Raw genomic sequence first — 17,209 nt, 5'->3', positions numbered from 1 at the left:
GAATGATGAACGTTTACACCACGTTCTCTTAATATTTCAGATATATCACGATAGCTCAATGCATATCTTAGATAGTAGCCAACGGCTACAGTGATAACATCCTTGTTAAATTGTTTATATCTGAAATGGTTCATACAGAAGACTCCTTTTTGTTAAAATTATATTATAAATTCAACTTTGCAACAGAACCTTCTCACGCATAAAATCCCCTTTCATTTTCTAATGTAAATCTATTACCTTATTATTAATTCAATTCGCTCATAATTAATCCTTTTTCTTATTACGCAAAATGGCCCGATTTAAGCACACCCTTTATTCCGTTAATGCGCCATGACAGCCATGATAATTACTAATACTAGGAGAAGTTAATAAATACGTAACCAACATGATTAACAATTATTAGAGGTCATCGTTCAAAATGGTATGCGTTTTGACACATCCACTATATATCCGTGTCGTTCTGTCCACTCCTGAATCCCATTCCAGAAATTCTCTAGCGATTCCAGAAGTTTCTCAGAGTCGGAAAGTTGACCAGACATTACGAACTGGCACAGATGGTCATAACCTGAAGGAAGATCTGATTGCTTAACTGCTTCAGTTAAGACCGAAGCGCTCGTCGTATAACAGATGCGATGATGCAGACCAATCAACATGGCACCTGCCATTGCTACCTGTACAGTCAAGGATGGTAGAAATGTTGTCGGTCCTTGCACACGAATATTACGCCATTTGCCTGCATATTCAAACAGCTCTTCTACGATAAGGGCACAAATCGCATCGTGGAACGTTTGGGCTTCTACCGATTTAGCAGTTTGATACACTTTCTCTAAGTATCCACCTGAATCATAAATCGGCAAAATAGAGAAAAATTGACCATGTGTAAGCGGCCAATCTGATTCCACCTGAGATGCATAATCTAGTAGAATCTCTTCGCTATCAAAATTCACTTCCACCTTCCACTCACCGGTTGTCCATTCATGGCTGAACTCTGCTTCCTCTGTTGACATGACACACATCATCTCAATATCCGAATAGGGCCCATCAGTCTGACGACCAAGAGAGCCATAAACACCAATAGCCTTAACATCATCCCCATATTTATCCAATATTCGTTCCTTAATTTCATGAACAATCTTCATTCTTTCTTCTCTAGTCATTATTATTGGTCCATTCACTATTCTCATTCCCTTTTCAGATAATTTTAGATTTGCTTTTCTAAATAAGAATATTTGGAGAGCACCGTTCTTATTCAGCTATTAATAACTCGTCTTCCTAAGCATCCTTCAATCCTTTTAATAACAATTATAGCATCTAATCTTCAACAAACTGGCCCGTTTGTTGAACTACTCTTTAATAAAATAATTTTTCCGTTCCCAATTCCACATTGCAATAATAGAAAATCCATCTTCATCGGCTTTTTCGTCATCATCTGTATGAATCAAATCGCCTTCTTCTGTGTCATCAAGGTTTAATTTTTTATGTATTTCTTTTAACAAACCACCATAGGAGATTAACCTTTTACGGTGTAAACCTTCCTCCAAATCAGACAAACGTTTCAAATTCTTTTCTTCATCATCGGTCATAAAATCCGTATCCTTTACAGGATATTTTGCAGTTTCGTCAATTGCCGATTGTATATCCGATTTATATTTATTTTTCGGTCGAATCATTTGAACTTTTACATTTGGATCATAGTCTAATTTCATTGCCTTTTTCCAAAATTGAATCCATTGTTTTTGATTCACGTAGTTTTCTGTATTCTTAAAATAAGTTGGTTCCACACATACCAATACATGCATGTGCTGATTATAAGAATTATCTTTATTATTTATTGTCACTTCCGTTGCACGCATAAAACCAACAAGATTTTTATTAATTTTTTGGTTCTGTTGCAAAGTTAAATTAATATACAAAGTTATGCAAAAGCAGTAAATTATATACTATTATATCAACAGATTATTCGGTTGGATTTTATTATTTTTCATTTCTTTGTATCTATATTATATGATTTTCAAGTTTGCAACAGAACCTGTCGTTTAATAAAGTTTTGAAATACTTGATTTCTTTGTTTTTTCTCAGTATACTTTTTCATATAATTCACATAAAACAACTTTGTTTGAAATACGAAAAGACGTTGCTTTTTCTCCTTTCTATTTTTCGTTTAGCTTAGACACCTAAAACGATACAATAGTATGCTGGAAAAGGCAACTTTTTTTGTGCTTAAAACCAGTCATATCAATGGAATAAGGGTAACTATCACAGCTTGTAATAGTTACCCTTATTATCAAGACAAGAAGAAACTCGTTTTCAACTTGTTTCAAATTCCCAAGTTAGGAGGGATAAAATGAAAAATAATAATGTAACAGAAAAAGATTTATTTTATATTTTAGATTTATTTGAACACATGAAAGTAACTTATTGGTTAGATGGTGGCTGGGGGGTAGATGTATTAACTGGAAAACAACAAAGAGAACACAGAGATATAGATATAGATTTTGACGCTCAACACACTCAAAAAGTTATACAAAAATTAGAAGATATAGGATACAAAATAGAAGTTGATTGGATGCCTTCACGTATGGAACTTAAGCATGAAGAATATGGGTATTTAGATATTCATCCTATAAATCTAAATGATGATGGATCAATTACCCAAGCAAACCCAGAAGGTGGTAATTATGTTTTCCAAAATGACTGGTTTTCAGAAACTAATTACAAAGGTCGAAAAATACCATGTATTTCAAAAGAAGCTCAACTTCTTTTTCATTCTGGTTATGATTTAACAGAAAAAGACCATTTTGATATAAAAAATTTAAAATCAATAACATAATTGCTTTATTCCAATTGCTTTATTGACGTTGAGCCTCGGAACCCTTAACAATCCCAAAACTTGTCGAATGGTCGGTTTAATAGCTCACGCTATACCGACATTCGTCTACAAGTTTAGTTAAGGGTTCTTCTCAACATCAATAAATTTTCTCGGCATAAATGCCGTGTTATAATTAAAATATCCTTTCTGTTTTTTCTCGAATTAATTTTCCACTTTTATCATCCAAAAAGTGAGTAAGAGCTGCCTAAATTTTAAATGGTGGCTCTTTTTTTATATTTTAATTTATTACAAATCAGAATACCTTTATTTTTAATTTTAAGGCGGTATTTTGAAAAATTAGAGTTATTTATATAGTTTTATACCCAAAAACTTATATTGGCTCTTAAAACGCAAATGAGAGCCAAATAAATATATTTTAATTTCACAAACAAAAATTTGAGCAAAACCAGTGCCGTTTTTTTAGACACTGTGCCCAGTTATATGCAAATTAAAAATTGGCATAAAATGGCTCAAAAATTCATCAACTTTTTTAGTTCCTGCAGGGGCAATTTCTTTCAAAAAATACCAAATTTTGAATTGAACCCAAATCAAGAGTTAAGAGCATAAGGGAAATTTGCCACCTTTTAAAAAGGTGGGTCTGGCGAAGCCAGACATTTCAAGGGATACAGAGATTTTTCATAGGTGCCTAGAAATTTATTTTGTACCCCGATTGTACCCCTACAAATTGCGATTGTACCCCGGTTGTACCCCTATATATTGTGTCTGTACCCAGTTTGTACCCAGCCATTTTTAACGTATTTTCAACAAAAAAACGCTAGCTTTTTGCTAACGTTTAAGAAAATTTATTTTTATTTTTCTTCTTCAATTTCATCAATCATTTGATGATTAATTTCTTGTTTTTCACTTTCTGTTAAATCAAAAATTTCACTCGCTAAATACTCTTTTTTATTCCAAGTATAAAAAATTTGATAAATATATTCGGTCGGATCAACTTCTTTTAAGTAATCTAATTCTCCATTTTTTAATTTCTTTCTTGCGTCTTTAAACAGTCCAGAATAAACAAGAACTTGTTTTCCTTTTAACGCTTTATAAAATGCGTCGAACACTTTTTGATTAATTAAATAGTCATTATCCTTACCAGAATATTTAGCCATTTCGTAAAGTTCTTTATTATTATTTTGCTTAACTTTTTGTATATGTACTTGTGTAATTTCAGAATTTCCTGTGACATCACGCCACATTTCTAGCCATTCTTTTTGAGTAATATAAGCTTTAGTATCTTTAAAATATGATTTATTAACGGCAATCAATACATGAAAATGTGGGTTATAATCATCACGCTTTTTGTTATAAGTAATTTCTAATTTTCTAACATAACCTTTAGCTATAGACTTAAAATGTTTACGATTACTTAATCGTCTGAATGATTGATTATAATGTTTTATTTCACTTTCCAAATGTTCACTTGTTACATTTGGCGTTGTAAGTGTTAAAAAGATGAATTGCTTATCTTCTGCTTGCTTAATATGCTGCATCATCAATGACAAACCTAATGCATCTTTTCTCGCCTTTCGCCATGCACACATCGGACAAAAACGATTTTTACATGGATTAGATTTATATAATTTCTTTTTGTCCATTCTTCTATTCGTCACAAAAGACAAAAATGTATTACAATTCTCAACTAAATCCATTTGATTTTCCCCAATATGTCGTTTGGTTCTGTTGCAAAGTTAAATTAATATACAAAGTTATGCAAAAGCAGTAAATTATATACTATTATATCAACAGATTATTCGGTTGGATTTTATTATTTTTCATTTCTTTGTATCTATATTATATGATTTTCAAGTTTGCAACAGAACCTGAATTCGTATATCCTAATCTAAAAACATTTATTTTCCTAGTATATTTTGCTAAATCAGATTTCAAACTATTAATAATCCTATCGCTATTTTCTTCGAACTGTTTGTTTTTTTCTTCTTTATCTTTTTCTTGTTGCTTAACGCTATTATCATATGATTTATATGCGATAACAAGACTGATAACAGTTGTAAGGAGAGTGAATAATGCTACAAATGCTTTTAAAATATTTGGATATTCTTCTAGAATTCCCTCAATTTGATAAGAGTATTTAAAAACAATAAATATGGAGACCACTATTATGAAAATCGATATACGTAACATCTTCTTCATTCTAAAACTTCCTCTCTAAGCCATATAAAAATGTTACTGACTCACATTATTATCAAATGATTCTTATAATATATAACATATATCAGTATAGTTATTAAAACATCAATTAAAAATGCATGTTTTATAAATATCATTAACCCTATTCCTATTTATATATACTACAGATATAAATAAAATAACTCCGTAATTATAATATTTACGCTCAAACTTTATGAACTTTGCATTCCTACCAATTATAGTGTTACAATGTAATTAACAAAGATTATCAGGCATGTATGCACCAAATCCCCTTACTATGGCCGTAGTAAGGGGATTTTTTGGTGTGACTAGTCGCCTATTCGTCATTACGCTTGCGTAGCCAATGCGCAAATAGCGCAACGAGACAACCACTTGCTGCTGTGGTCATGATGTTCACAAAGATTTCAGACATCGCGTATGCACCTCCTCTCTACGTCAAATTGACGCCTGAGAGATAGGCGACTCTATTATTATATCATTTGTAAATACATAAGCATATTCACTTCCGATAAGTCATTTTATATTATATCTTTGCTTACTTTTATAAAGAAACTCGTTTCTAAATTCAATAAAAAATTGCTTTATGATTAAATTTCAAATATCGTTTGAAAAATTTAAATAAAAATACACTGACTTTTTTCAATAAAGGAATTGATAACAAACCAATAACAACGAAAATAACAGTCATAACTAGTTGAATTACATTAAACTCTTGTACACCCGTTAAAACAAAGATTGCTAAAATCAAAGGACTAAATAACATAGCTAAAGAAATGAATAAAGATAATAACAAAAAGCCACCAAAAAATATAACTATTAAAGAAAATAAAAACACATTAAATAATATCGCTCCAAATAAAGCAAAAGGATTTACATTTTTCATACTTTTAGCCTCCTTATTTTCTAATGCTGTATTTACTACTAATTCATCTAAAGAAATATCATAAAGATCGCTTAATTCTTGAATTACATAAATATTAGGCAACGTTTTACCTTGCTCCCATCGAGAAACAGTTTGTCTAGTAACGTATAATTTTTTAGCTACCTCAGATTGCGTTAATTCCTTTGCTAATCTCGCAGATTTTAATTTATTCGATATCATAAGCTTCTCCTTGTTTTTTATAAATTTATAATCTCACAACAAATCCAAATTAAAAGAAACAAACCTGTTACATCCCAACGAAATCAATGATGTAACAGGTTTAAAACATTAATACTTTATCACAATTGCTCCCTAAAATTGTCGAATGGTCGGCTTAATAGCTCACGCTATACCGACATTCGTCTATAAGTTTAGTTAAGAGTTCTTCTCAACGAACAATAAATTTTTTCGTCATAAATGCTACGTTATAATTAAAATATCTTTTCTTGATTTTTTGGTATTATTTTCACTTTTATCATCCAAAAAGTGAGTAAGAGCTACTGAAATTTTAAGTTAGCTCTTAAAACGCAAATGAGAATCAAATAAATATAAATGTATTTCACAAACAAAAATTTGAGTAATCATTCGATGAATCTTATTATATATTTTTCCGTTTTTTTAATTTTCTATTTAATAAAAAGATAAAGTGATCTTTATTTCGGGTCACTTTTTAATAAAATCGAGCATAGAAAAGTATAGAAATTGTTTTATTCTTTCCCTTCTTTTTTGAACTTAAAAATAAATAATAAGATCATTATTGAATACGATATTGAGCAAAAAGTATTTAGTCAATTTCAAAAAGTAAAACAAATGAATGAATTACTTAGATTACTTTTGAGTGATTTTATTTTTGATATTAATACTAAAAGTAATAGGATTAATAGGATTTGGATAAAAAAATCAATCCTATTTATAGGATTGACGACGACTGAAGCCTATGAAATCAATAAAAACAATAGTATTCAGACAATTTAAAGTGGTCTTGTAACAATTGTAAATAGTATGCAATATTAAGGTTTATAATGTCGATTAATTTTTATTTAATATTAACTATAAATGTTGTTATATCAACACTTGTAGTGAATTTCAAAGAGCAAGTAAGCAAAGCGAACGGTAAGACAATCCTTCAGCTATGCTGAATACCACCAAAGGTGGTACTGGATTTCCTTATGCTCATGTCAAATACTATTTGAAAATCCTATTATATTTGTAATATTTCCAAAAACAAAACGTGCTTTAAGACAAAAGTGGCTATTCTCTTGTTCACTTTTTACTTTAAGTGCTTATTTTTATTTTCAAAATAAGCATTGTTAGTAAAATAATTGGAGATAAAAAAAAAAGAAAACTAAGTAAATATCTTTACTCAGTTTGGGATAGAAAAAATCAAATTTAAAATTACATTCGACTTATGTCTTGAACATTAACGACTTACTTTTTGTTTATGATGTATATCAATTGAATCTGAATTTTGATTTTTTGGAATGATAAAATCAATCTTTTCTTTCCGATCATTAACAAAGTAAATGACAAAAACGATTTTATTAAGTTACTTTTATAACTAAGAAAGATTGCTAAAGAATATAAAAACGGTTAGTATTTTTATAATTTTTAAAGTTAAAACAACGTTAAATGATCATTTTATTTTTCATCTTATGCGACATGTTTGAGCCATTTTCAAATGAATAATAACCATTTATAGAAAAAATAGGACTAAAACAGAAACGTTTTAGTCCTACCTACTTGTTTAACTACAGTTCATTTTCAGATTTACTCAATTGCCATTGAAGATAAAGTTCGACTGCAGTTAAAAGAACATTAATCATTGCCAAAGTAACTTTAATCTTTTTCTTAGTACTCATAATTCTTCCTCCTTTCTTTAATAGCAGCATGCTATATTGTGATATTGTGTTGATCTTATTTTGTTATCCCCTCCCTTACCTTTCGTTTGATCTAGGTGGTTGCCTTAGCAACCACTTGTAAATAAAAAAAGAGAACATCTATTTAAAGATGCTCTCTAATTGAATCATTATTGATTAAATAAAGAAGTGATTGGTAAATGATCACGTCGTTTATTAAGCGTATGCATTTCAGCGAATTCAGACTTAAGGGATTTCATTAAGTACCCTTGCATGGCTTCAACGGTTTCATTTTTTTGAATAAGCATAGCTTTGAAACGTTTAAGAACATGAAGTATTTCTATTTCCATATCTTCTAATAAGTAATATGTATCAATAGAATTATTAAAGGACGTCTTGGCTTTTAATAATACAGGTTTGATGATTTTAATTTCATTTACAGAAAAGTTACTTAAATACCTTTGAATACTTTGAGGTAGTTCTTCGAGTAATTGGAATTTTAAAGCTTCATTATTAAAGTTTGAATTGTTGTGATTTGAATGATTTGTATGATTACTAGGAAAAGTTAGCTTATTATCATTCAAATCATTCGTATCATTACTCTCAGTTTTAATATAATCAGTATCATTATTCTCAGTATCATTAGACTGTGAATTTGGAAGTTCTTGACCACTTAAATTCACAGTTCTAGAACTTCCAAATTCATTGTTCTGGAACTGTGAATTTGGAAGTTCCTTGCTATGACTGGCTTTAATGTCATAATTAGGTTTTAATAAATATAATCTATTTGGTTTATTAAGGCCAACACGTTCTTGAGTTAATAAATTAAAACTTATTAACTCTTTTTTTAATTTTATAATTTTTTGTTCTGCATAACCTAAGTATTCGCACAAATGTTTATTACTGAAAATAAAGTAAATGTTATTATTTTTATCTACCCATTCATTTTGGATGGATAATTCAAAGCGATCTTTTAATAACGCATACATAATTTTGGCTTCCGCCGACATTTTTTTAAAATATGCATCTTCGAATAAATATTTAGGTAGTTGATAAAACCTTTCAGTTTTTACTTGTGATAAATTGTATTTTTCAAAATTGGGCATAATAAAAACCTCATTTCCATTTTTAGGATTGAGGTAATAAAACAATTTTTACGTAAGTTATATGTTTTGTGCTTGCACTTAGATGATTAGATAGATATAATACAAGTATCAAAAAATATATAAACAAACGAGTGCGAATCGTTTTATTACCGAGAGTCAATGCTACGCCAATAGCATTGACTCTTTTAGTATTTATAAAGCAATATTAACACTTTTAAGAAAGTATATAAAGAGTTTTAAATGTAGTTAAAAGCACATTGCCATGGCAAAATGTGTAGTTCATTGTTTTAGTACCTAATTAAGCTCCAAAAACATATTATAGGTAGCTAATTAGGTGCATATGTAGTAAATAGGTAGTAAATTTAGTGGTAATTGATGAAATAAAATTCATTAGGTGGTAAAATTTAGGTACTAAATTAGGTACCTAAGGGTGGATGTTATGAGAACTATTAAAATGGTTGCTGATGAATTAGGTGTAACTAAACAAACTATTGTTAATAATGCTAAAAGTTTAAATATAACTTTTGAAAAAGAAAATGGGATTAATTATATTGATGATAATGATTATTTGAAAATTATAGAAAAAATTACTAAGAAAGAGAGTACAATCCAAAATAAAGAATCAGTAAAAAAAGAATTGTTTGGTGAAAATACTGCAAAATCAGAAAAGAATATATATAATAATTCAAATAGTTCTGAGACATTAAAAACAAAAGTAAACGAATTAGAAAAGCAAATAGAAATCTTTGAAACTAGAGCTAAAAATGATGAAAAATATATTGAGAATTTAACTAAGCAATTAGATCAACAAAATAGCAATGTTAATACGTTAAATAAATTGTTGGAGAATCAACAAATATTAGCTTTAGAAAGCAATAAAAAAATTCAAAAACTAGAAAGTCAATTAGAAGAAGAAAGACAGCTTAATTATTCTTTTGATACAGCGACGAATAATAGACAAAATATTAATCCGCAAGAAGCAACTTTTACTGAAGAATCGCAAAATATCAACCAACAACAAACAAAGCGTCAACCAACAGAAGTAAATTACAAGGATATAGCCGAAGAGAAAAAGAATGACAGTACAGATGAAGGTGAATTAACAAAAGAGGATAAGTTCGTTGAAGAAACGAAGAATGATCCTGATGATAATAGGGAGGTAGAACCACCTAAAAAGGGATTTTGGAGTCGATTCTTCGGTAATTAAAAATGAATGTAAAAGGTGTATCAAGGGAGTATAAATCTTTGATACACCTTTTATAGTGATGAAACTTCTGATAATCATCGATTATGTAAATTATGATTAAAAAAAGAGCATATGATATATGCTCTTTTTTTAATTTTTTCTTTTGGTAAAGAGATGATAAGCAATTCCGAATTCATCTTTAACATATCCGTAACCTTCCGTGTAAAATTTCGGAGCAAAAGGTAATAAAATTTCAGAGCCTAATTCAACGAATTTATCATAAATTCTCTTTGTGTCTTCGACATTTTCGAATGTCACACACAAAGAAACATTATTTCCTTTAGTAATTGGAAGTCCTTCAGTATCATCTGCAATCATTAATTTCACATCACCAAATAAAATAACACATTGATCAATTTTTTCTAAATCTCTTTCATCAACATCTTTACGCGCTTCTAATGGTCTATCTTTTATTCTTTGTATATAAACTGTATTTGCATTAAATAATTCTTCTAAGCGTATTCTTAATTTTTCTGCATTATTAATGATTAAAAAATATTTGATTATGTTATTCCTTTAGCAGAAGACGGTTTTGAAGTTAATTCTGAATTAGAAATGAGTATAAAAAAATATAGCAAAGGTATTGATAAATCATCTCCTTTTTTCAAAGGAGATGGTAATACTGTTAAAAATGGAGATATTGTAAAGCAGCCACAACTTACTAAAACATTAAAAGGCATTAAAAATAATGGGCCTAATTACTTTTACGATAAACTTGCAAAGCATCTAACTACAGAATTAAACGGCCAGATTGATAAAACTGATTTTAATAATTATAAATCAAAACAGAAAAAAACAAGTGAAACAAAGTATTTAAATACCCATGTTTATTCATCATCTAATCCCTTAGGTGGCGGATTAATGCTACAAGGTTTAAAATTAGATGAGATGCTTAATAATGGTCAAAGTGATGAACAATACTTAAATAGTGTTTTATCAGGAAGAGATTTAATGTACAGTAATAGAGATATCGTTAATGCTAAAACGAACTTCTCTCAAGAATACCTTTCAAATATGTATATAAGTAATAAATATAACAATCAAAATACATCTGACTCTATTAGCGATAATAGTGTTAAGAAAACGAGTACTTTACACTTTGTAGTCGTTGACAAACAAGGTCAAATGACGAGTACGACAAATACACTATCAAGATACTTTGGGTCTGGTAAATATATGGATGAAGGATTCTATATGAATAATTCCATGACGAACTTCTCTGATAATAAAGATAGTAACAATTATCATGCTAAAAATACTGTGCCAAGGTCATATATATCTCCAACAATTATAGTTGGACCAGACTACTATATGGGAATTGGTAGCCCTGGTGGAAATAAAATACCAACTATTCTTAATGAAGTAATTATTGATTACCTTAGAGGTAATGGATCGTTGCAAGATAGTATATATAAACCTAGATTTTATAATGATGGTAATACAGTACATTTTGAAAAAGGGATGAATAAAAAGTATTTAGATATACTTCAAAATCAAGGTTACAATATTAAAGAAGAAAAAGATAATCCTAATTTTGGAAGTGTTCAAGCAGGTATTTATCATATTAAAAATAAAAAAACTGAAATTGCAAATGATGTAGGAACCAGATAAACTGATTTAAAATACACCAATCTTCAAAATTTTAGAGATTGGTGTATTTTAATATATTTGTAAATGCCTTGGGAAATTTTTCATTTATTTACTTTGAGTATTAGACGCTGATTAAACATTAAATTATCTTTTTTAGAATTTTGTTTAAAAAAATATGATATCAATCATTAACACCAATTTCATTAAATTGATAAAACAAGTTATAATATAGGTGAAGACTTTTTAATAATAAAAATAGGAGTTCAAAAATGACAAAAAAAATGGTGATTATATCATTCGGCAGGATTTTACTTATTATAATTGGGGCACTTATTACAGCATATGGTTTGGAATCTATATTAATCCCAAATAACGTTTCTGACGGAGGAGTCACAGGGATTAGTATTGTAGGTTCCACTTTGTTTGGTTTACCTTTAGGAATATTAATAGGAATAATCAATTTACCATTTATATGGTTAGGTTATAAACAAATCGGACGTAAGTTTGCTATATTTTCAATAATAGGTATCTTATCATTATCTATATTCACTTCGATTATGCATCATGTACCAACAATTATTGAAGGTGATTCACTACTTATTACTGTAGTTGGTGGAGTTGTTATTGGATTAGGCATGGGTCTTGCCCTTAGAAATGGTGGGGCATTAGATGGTATAGATATGTTAGCCGTTTTATTATCTAGAAAGTTACCTTTCGGAACAAGTGATTTAATTTTATTTCTCAATACATTCGTATTTATACTTGTTTCTACTGTTTTTGGCTTTAAAGGTGCCATTTTATCAGCGCTCGCATATTTTATTGCTTCAAAAGTTATACATATTATTGAAGAAGGACTAAGTGGTTCGAAAACGTTTAAAATTATTACAAAAGATTATGACATTATGAATAAAGAAATTAAAGAAAGACTGGGAAGGTATTGCACATTTACAAAAGTGACTATTGATGAAGAAAATAATTCATTTGTAGAAATTTCTTGTGTTATTAATAAACTCGAAGAACAAAAACTTAAAGAAATTATAAATGATGTAGACCCAGACGCATTTATCGCAATATATGATACAGCAGAAGTTAAGGCTGGAAATATGAAAAAATCAGATATATATTAAAATTACGATAAATAAAAAGCTACCAGTTATTAGGTAGCTTTTTATTGGTTCTCTCTTTTCTTGTTTTAATATTAAAATCTCAGAATAATTGATCACCATAAGTTTTCAGACGCTGTGAGAAGCTCTCATTTGCATTGAAAAACCGTTTATTAAAACAAATCATCGTTATCGTGTTTAATTCTATAAACAGTTTGTCTTGTAATATTCACTTCTTTCGCAATTTTACTAATCGCTTTGCCTTCCTCTAACATTTCTACAACACGATGATAGATAACACGTTTTTGAGGATCTTTCGCATTGGGAGAATATAATAAAGGTCGTCCTTTATATACGCCTTTCTCTTTCGCAACTTGAATCCCTTGAGCTTGTCGACGTTTACTTTCATTTCTTTCTTGTTCTGAAACCATTGCTAATATCTGTATAATTAAATCTTTCATAAATTTATCTAATAATGGATTACCAATGACTTCATTCATCATTGGTAGACTGGTAATCATCAATTGTACTTCTTTCTCTTTAAGATAATTAACGGTATTAATGACTTCATCATAATTACGACCTAAACGATCAATTGATTCCACGACAAAACGATCTCCCATTCTCACAAAGTTCAATGCTTCTTGAAAGACGGGTCTGTTTTCTATAGATTGACCTGATTGTTTTTCTGTAAAAATTTTTTCAGCACCAAATGTTTTTAAATTTTCAAGTTGTCTTTCTAAATTTTGATCTACTGATGATACCCGCGCATAGCCCACAATCATTTAGTTTCACCTCATAATTAATATACACCCTAATCATACATTTTAATTGCTGTAATTTCAACAATTCATTTTGTATGATTAGGGTGTACTCAAAGTGTACATATCTATAATTAAAACTTACTAAAAATAAATATAGATTTTTTCTTTGTAACAGAACCGTTCATTTGAAGGTCATCTCTATCATAAATATTTAAATTAACTAAAAATTTTAATCATCTGTTTAATACTTATGAAATGTATTTACGGTAGGTATTAAAATTGATGAAATTTATATAAGTGCTTTCAATGAAAATGACCGTTTATTTATCCTCCTGATTTAAGGAGTTAGAAATTTCGAAAACGATTCTTTCCATTTGTTGCATTTGTTCCATGTCCAGATATTTAATACATTATAGAAAACCAAAGACCATCACTAATTAAACGCAGTTTTAAAATTTCATCAGGATTGCCTTCGTCTTTAAAATGGGCCTCTTTTAATATAAGTTCTACTCTTTCATACCTAACTCTTTCAATGCCATCGTTTCATACGCCGATTCTCCTGATTCCATAGCAAACTCAGCGATAAACATTGGGAATACTGCATTGAGTTCTATTATATGCTCTTTCATTCGTGGCCATATTTCACCTCCAGCTTTACCGTATGCTGTTATAAGTTGCTCTAATCCTTCGTCGTCGAATACACGATGGTGTCCTATAAAGTCCATTGATGGGTCGGAGTGGGTTGCTTCAGTCCAGTCTATGAGACCTGTGACGTTTGCTTGGTTATCTACCATTATATGTCCTGGATGTAAGTCCCCATGTATCATGGTCGCATGTCGAGGCCATAGTTCGTCGTTTTCTAACCATTGTTTCCATCTGTTCCATAATTCATCTGATACGCCATAAGTTTCTTTAACTTTATTCATTCTTCTTTGAAAGTCATTTTTTATTTCTTGTATGGTTTTGATATTTATATGCTGAACGTTAATGTTTTCTTCTGGTATGTTGTGTAAATCTACGAGTGTTTCAGCTAATGTGTTAATAAAGTTTTCTGGTAATGGTTTGTGTTCAATTTCCCATACATAATTTTGTATTTCTGGATCTATTGTGGCTGCGGGTTTACCTGTAAGTTTTGGGTAAGCAATAAGGTCTTTTGCATGTACTTTCCACTTCGGTATTTCAAATGAAACATTCTTCTGTAAGAAGTCTACCGTTTGTTTTTCGGGTTTTGTTCGTTTATAAACGTCAGGTCTTCTTGGTAGTCTCAAAACCCATTCTACTCCATGTTTATCTTTTCCAAATGCAACTTGAAAATCAAGTCCCGATTCATTCAATGAGATTGTTTGAGGTTGGATGTGTAATTGATATTTTTCTGCACATTTAATAATTTCATTATGTCGAGTCATTTTATTGGATCCTTATTTCTATTATATTTTTCTTGTGAACGTATTTTTTATATTGATATAAATGAACCTAATATTCAATATAAATTAGTGTATAGTTTTTAAGTTATATCATGAATAGATTGTCCTGTTAATTCCCATTTTTTATCTGATACATGTTTAACAAACCTTGTATCATGTGATGTAAACAAAATGATTCCAGGATATTTATTCATAAACATTTCTAATGCTTCTAATGTTTTAATATCTAAAAAATTAGTTGGTTCATCCAAAATTAACATATTCGCTTTCGTTGAAAATAATACTGCTAACGATAATTTCGTTCTTTCCCCACCACTCAAAACATTACAAGAACGATCAAGTGCTTCATTTAAACCCAAGTTATTTAAAATAGCTCTACTGAATGATTCTGATGAATCCGTTTCATCCATTAAATATTGCAATAATGAAACGTCACGCATGTCTTCATAAGCAAGTTGACGATAGTATGCCATTTGCACTTTAGGAGAACAATCAATTCCCTCTATTTGGTGGTAAATAGCTTCAAGTAAAGTTGTCTTACCTACACCATTTGCACCTACGAGCGCTATATTTTTGCCATATGGTATTTGGAATCGTACTTGTGTTAGCAGTTTTTGACTTCCTTTAACCAATGTTAGATTTTGTGCAATGATTGGATAATTATTATGGATATCATAAATTTTATTTTGTGGGAAATTGAATTCATGATAACTTTGTGGTTTTTCAACTTCTTCCAAATGTTCCATTCTTTTTTCAATATGCTTAGCTTGTTTTTGAGCAGCCTTCTCAACCGTGCCTTTTTGTTTTGATGCACTTAAACGATCTGGTGCTATACTTTTGTTTTTTTGTTTTGATGATGCTTGTGCCATTTGTTGCGCTTGATTTCGTTTAGCTTTACTGGCTTGGGACAATCTTTGTTTTTCACTTATATACTGTTCATATTGACGTTGTTGTTCTAACTGTTCTTGTTCATATTGATTTTGATACTGTGTGTAATTACCTTTAAACACTCTTATTGTGCCATCTTCTTGTATATCCCAAATTGTGTCAGCAATTTGGTCTATAAGTGCTCTATCATGACTTACTATAATTAAAGTACCATAGTAATATTTTAAAATATTTTTCAGATAATCTTTACCAATTTTATCCAAGTGATTTGTAGGTTCATCTAAAAGTAATATCGGACTATAATTTGATATGACATTAGCTAATTTATATTTTGCTTTTTCACCACCACTCATACTGTCGGTTGTATGCATAGGTATATGGAGTTCACTCATTAAACTACCGTCTAACGTGTTAAAATCATTTTCCACATCCATGTTAAGCTGTTCAAAATATTGAATTTCGCCAACCGTTTCAACTGTTCCAGATTCTGGTTTTGTTTTTTGAGCAATCATATTTAGTAATGTGGTTTTGCCAGTACCATTACCCCCAATAAGTGCTATTTTTTCAAATTGGTAAGCGTAAAGATGACCGATGTTAAGTGATCGTAAATCTGTCAATTTATGATTGATTTGGTTAAATTTAATTGTATATTGTTCCATATTTATACACTCCTTGTATATTTAAAGGACGTGTACGCAAAAAAATGAGACAGGCTACTCCCGTCTCATTCACATTACACTTTCAAACACTTAAAAATTTATTATGATGTTTTAGTATTTGAAAGCGTTTATTATTCCTATCGAAGGATAAAAAATGACATAAGTCATCCTATGAGTGTGTATTGCGGACAAGCCTTTTTGAATTAATTTAGTTTTGTATTCAAAAAGGTTTATTTGAGTCTCATAGAAGCTGTCATTTTAATCCTCCTTCATCGATAAAATAGTAATGTTAATATAACATTTTGTTGGTTTTTTTACAATATATCTCTAAGTAGAAAGATTATATAACAAAAGTATAAAAATACAATTTTAGATTGATTATACATCTCCTTAATTTAGAGTGTACTCATAAAATACGGTTCTGTTGCAAAGTTGAATTTATAATATAATTTTAACAAAAAGGAGTCTTCTGTATGAACTATTTCAGATATAAACAATTTAACAAGGATGTTATCACTGTAGCCGTTGGCTACTATCTAAGATATGCATTGAGCTATCGTGATATATCTGAAATATTAAGAGAACGTGGTGTAAACGTTCATCATTC

General features: G+C 29.7%; 14 protein-coding genes and 3 pseudogenes. 5 read left to right on the top strand and 12 right to left on the bottom strand.

What is annotated here, in order from left to right; all coding sequences use genetic code 11:
• The 3 genes and pseudogenes from BB045_RS04870 to BB045_RS04860 form a co-directional block, all read right to left on the bottom strand.
• Nucleotides 1-134: pseudogene (locus BB045_RS04870) on the bottom strand (IS6 family transposase); the annotation flags it as partial.
• Between the two features lie 279 nt (nt 135-413).
• On the bottom strand, nt 414-1,175 hold the full coding sequence (gene aadD1 / locus BB045_RS04865; protein ID WP_001014230.1) for an aminoglycoside O-nucleotidyltransferase ANT(4')-Ia: 762 nt from the start codon (nt 1,173-1,175) through the stop codon (nt 414-416).
• 168 nt (nt 1,176-1,343) lie between these two features.
• Nucleotides 1,344-1,895, bottom strand: a pseudogene (locus BB045_RS04860) (protein rep); the annotation flags it as partial.
• Between the two features lie 449 nt (nt 1,896-2,344).
• On the opposite strand from BB045_RS04860, the gene lnu(A) reads away from it, so the two are divergent.
• Entirely contained in the window at nt 2,345-2,830 is a 486-nt protein-coding gene (gene lnu(A) / locus BB045_RS04855) for a lincosamide nucleotidyltransferase Lnu(A) (protein WP_001829870.1), read from the top strand.
• Nucleotides 2,831-3,678: 848 nt separating this feature from the next.
• Here lnu(A) and BB045_RS04845 read toward each other — a convergent pair.
• From BB045_RS04845 to BB045_RS04825, 5 genes are all read right to left on the bottom strand, one after another.
• Nucleotides 3,679-4,524 (bottom strand): protein rep, encoded by an 846-nt coding sequence (locus BB045_RS04845; RefSeq protein WP_001829879.1) that lies wholly within the window; start codon nt 4,522-4,524, stop codon nt 3,679-3,681.
• A gap of 142 nt (nt 4,525-4,666) precedes the next feature.
• Complete coding sequence (locus BB045_RS04840; RefSeq protein WP_031774055.1) at nt 4,667-5,026, bottom strand: hypothetical protein; 360 nt, start codon at nt 5,024-5,026, stop codon at nt 4,667-4,669.
• 334 nt (nt 5,027-5,360) lie between these two features.
• On the bottom strand, nt 5,361-5,456 hold the full coding sequence (locus tag BB045_RS11975; RefSeq protein ID WP_014287283.1) for a type I toxin-antitoxin system Fst family toxin: 96 nt from the start codon (nt 5,454-5,456) through the stop codon (nt 5,361-5,363).
• A 153-nt stretch (nt 5,457-5,609) separates the two neighbouring features.
• Nucleotides 5,610-6,146 (bottom strand): helix-turn-helix domain-containing protein, encoded by a 537-nt coding sequence (locus tag BB045_RS04835; protein ID WP_001829875.1) that lies wholly within the window; start codon nt 6,144-6,146, stop codon nt 5,610-5,612.
• 1,846 nt (nt 6,147-7,992) lie between these two features.
• Nucleotides 7,993-8,928, bottom strand: a complete 936-nt coding sequence (locus BB045_RS04825; RefSeq protein ID WP_001829877.1) for a replication initiator protein A — start codon at nt 8,926-8,928, stop codon at nt 7,993-7,995.
• A 439-nt stretch (nt 8,929-9,367) separates the two neighbouring features.
• Between BB045_RS04825 and BB045_RS04820 the strand changes: the two genes are divergently transcribed.
• Complete coding sequence (locus BB045_RS04820) at nt 9,368-10,135, top strand: DUF536 domain-containing protein (RefSeq protein ID WP_001829872.1); 768 nt, start codon at nt 9,368-9,370, stop codon at nt 10,133-10,135.
• A gap of 129 nt (nt 10,136-10,264) precedes the next feature.
• Here the strand turns inward: BB045_RS04820 and BB045_RS04815 are convergent, their stop codons facing one another.
• Nucleotides 10,265-10,681, bottom strand: coding sequence for a VOC family protein (locus BB045_RS04815; RefSeq protein WP_075140556.1), 417 nt, complete (start codon nt 10,679-10,681; stop codon nt 10,265-10,267).
• A gap of 48 nt (nt 10,682-10,729) precedes the next feature.
• On the opposite strand from BB045_RS04815, the gene BB045_RS04810 reads away from it, so the two are divergent.
• Nucleotides 10,730-11,785: a gamma-glutamyltransferase gene (locus tag BB045_RS04810; protein ID WP_305954611.1), complete on the top strand. Its 1,056-nt coding sequence runs from the start codon at nt 10,730-10,732 to the stop codon at nt 11,783-11,785.
• 248 nt (nt 11,786-12,033) lie between these two features.
• The gene (locus BB045_RS04805; RefSeq protein ID WP_000162894.1) at nt 12,034-12,891 is read left to right on the top strand and encodes a YitT family protein; all 858 of its coding nucleotides are present in this window, start codon (nt 12,034-12,036) and stop codon (nt 12,889-12,891) included.
• A gap of 149 nt (nt 12,892-13,040) precedes the next feature.
• On the opposite strand, the gene BB045_RS04800 is transcribed toward BB045_RS04805, so the two are convergent.
• The 3 genes from BB045_RS04800 to msr(A) form a co-directional block, all read right to left on the bottom strand.
• Entirely contained in the window at nt 13,041-13,652 is a 612-nt protein-coding gene (locus BB045_RS04800; protein ID WP_000635275.1) for a recombinase family protein, read from the bottom strand.
• 485 nt (nt 13,653-14,137) lie between these two features.
• Entirely contained in the window at nt 14,138-15,037 is a 900-nt protein-coding gene (locus BB045_RS04795) for an Mph(C) family macrolide 2'-phosphotransferase (RefSeq protein ID WP_000196697.1), read from the bottom strand.
• Between the two features lie 98 nt (nt 15,038-15,135).
• The gene (gene msr(A), locus BB045_RS04790) at nt 15,136-16,602 is read right to left on the bottom strand and encodes an ABC-F type ribosomal protection protein Msr(A) (protein ID WP_000438873.1); all 1,467 of its coding nucleotides are present in this window, start codon (nt 16,600-16,602) and stop codon (nt 15,136-15,138) included.
• 473 nt (nt 16,603-17,075) lie between these two features.
• Between msr(A) and BB045_RS04785 the strand changes: the two are divergent.
• A pseudogene (locus BB045_RS04785) lies at nt 17,076-17,209 on the top strand (IS6 family transposase); the annotation flags it as partial.

It is taken from the genome of Staphylococcus sp. MB377 (assembly GCF_001922505.1).
Lineage (GTDB): Bacteria > Bacillota > Bacilli > Staphylococcales > Staphylococcaceae > Staphylococcus > Staphylococcus haemolyticus.
This window is presented reverse-complemented; position numbering and strand designations above follow the sequence as displayed.

Bases quoted from the DNA above. Each gene is read 5' to 3' on its own strand.
- BB045_RS04800 (WP_000635275.1), bottom strand. From the start codon at position 13,652: ATGATTGTGGGCTATGCGCGGGTATCATCAGTAGATCAAAATTTAGAA.
- BB045_RS04835 (WP_001829875.1), bottom strand. From the start codon at position 6,146: ATGATATCGAATAAATTAAAATCTGCGAGATTAGCAAAGGAATTAACG.
- BB045_RS04820 (WP_001829872.1), top strand. From the start codon at position 9,368: ATGAGAACTATTAAAATGGTTGCTGATGAATTAGGTGTAACTAAACAA.
- BB045_RS04845 (WP_001829879.1), bottom strand. From the start codon at position 4,524: ATGGATTTAGTTGAGAATTGTAATACATTTTTGTCTTTTGTGACGAAT.
- BB045_RS04805 (WP_000162894.1), top strand. From the start codon at position 12,034: ATGACAAAAAAAATGGTGATTATATCATTCGGCAGGATTTTACTTATT.
- BB045_RS04810 (WP_305954611.1), top strand. From the start codon at position 10,730: ATGAGTATAAAAAAATATAGCAAAGGTATTGATAAATCATCTCCTTTT.
- BB045_RS11975 (WP_014287283.1), bottom strand. From the start codon at position 5,456: ATGTCTGAAATCTTTGTGAACATCATGACCACAGCAGCAAGTGGTTGT.
- BB045_RS04825 (WP_001829877.1), bottom strand. From the start codon at position 8,928: ATGCCCAATTTTGAAAAATACAATTTATCACAAGTAAAAACTGAAAGG.
- BB045_RS04840 (WP_031774055.1), bottom strand. From the start codon at position 5,026: ATGAAGAAGATGTTACGTATATCGATTTTCATAATAGTGGTCTCCATA.
- BB045_RS04795 (WP_000196697.1), bottom strand. From the start codon at position 15,037: ATGACTCGACATAATGAAATTATTAAATGTGCAGAAAAATATCAATTA.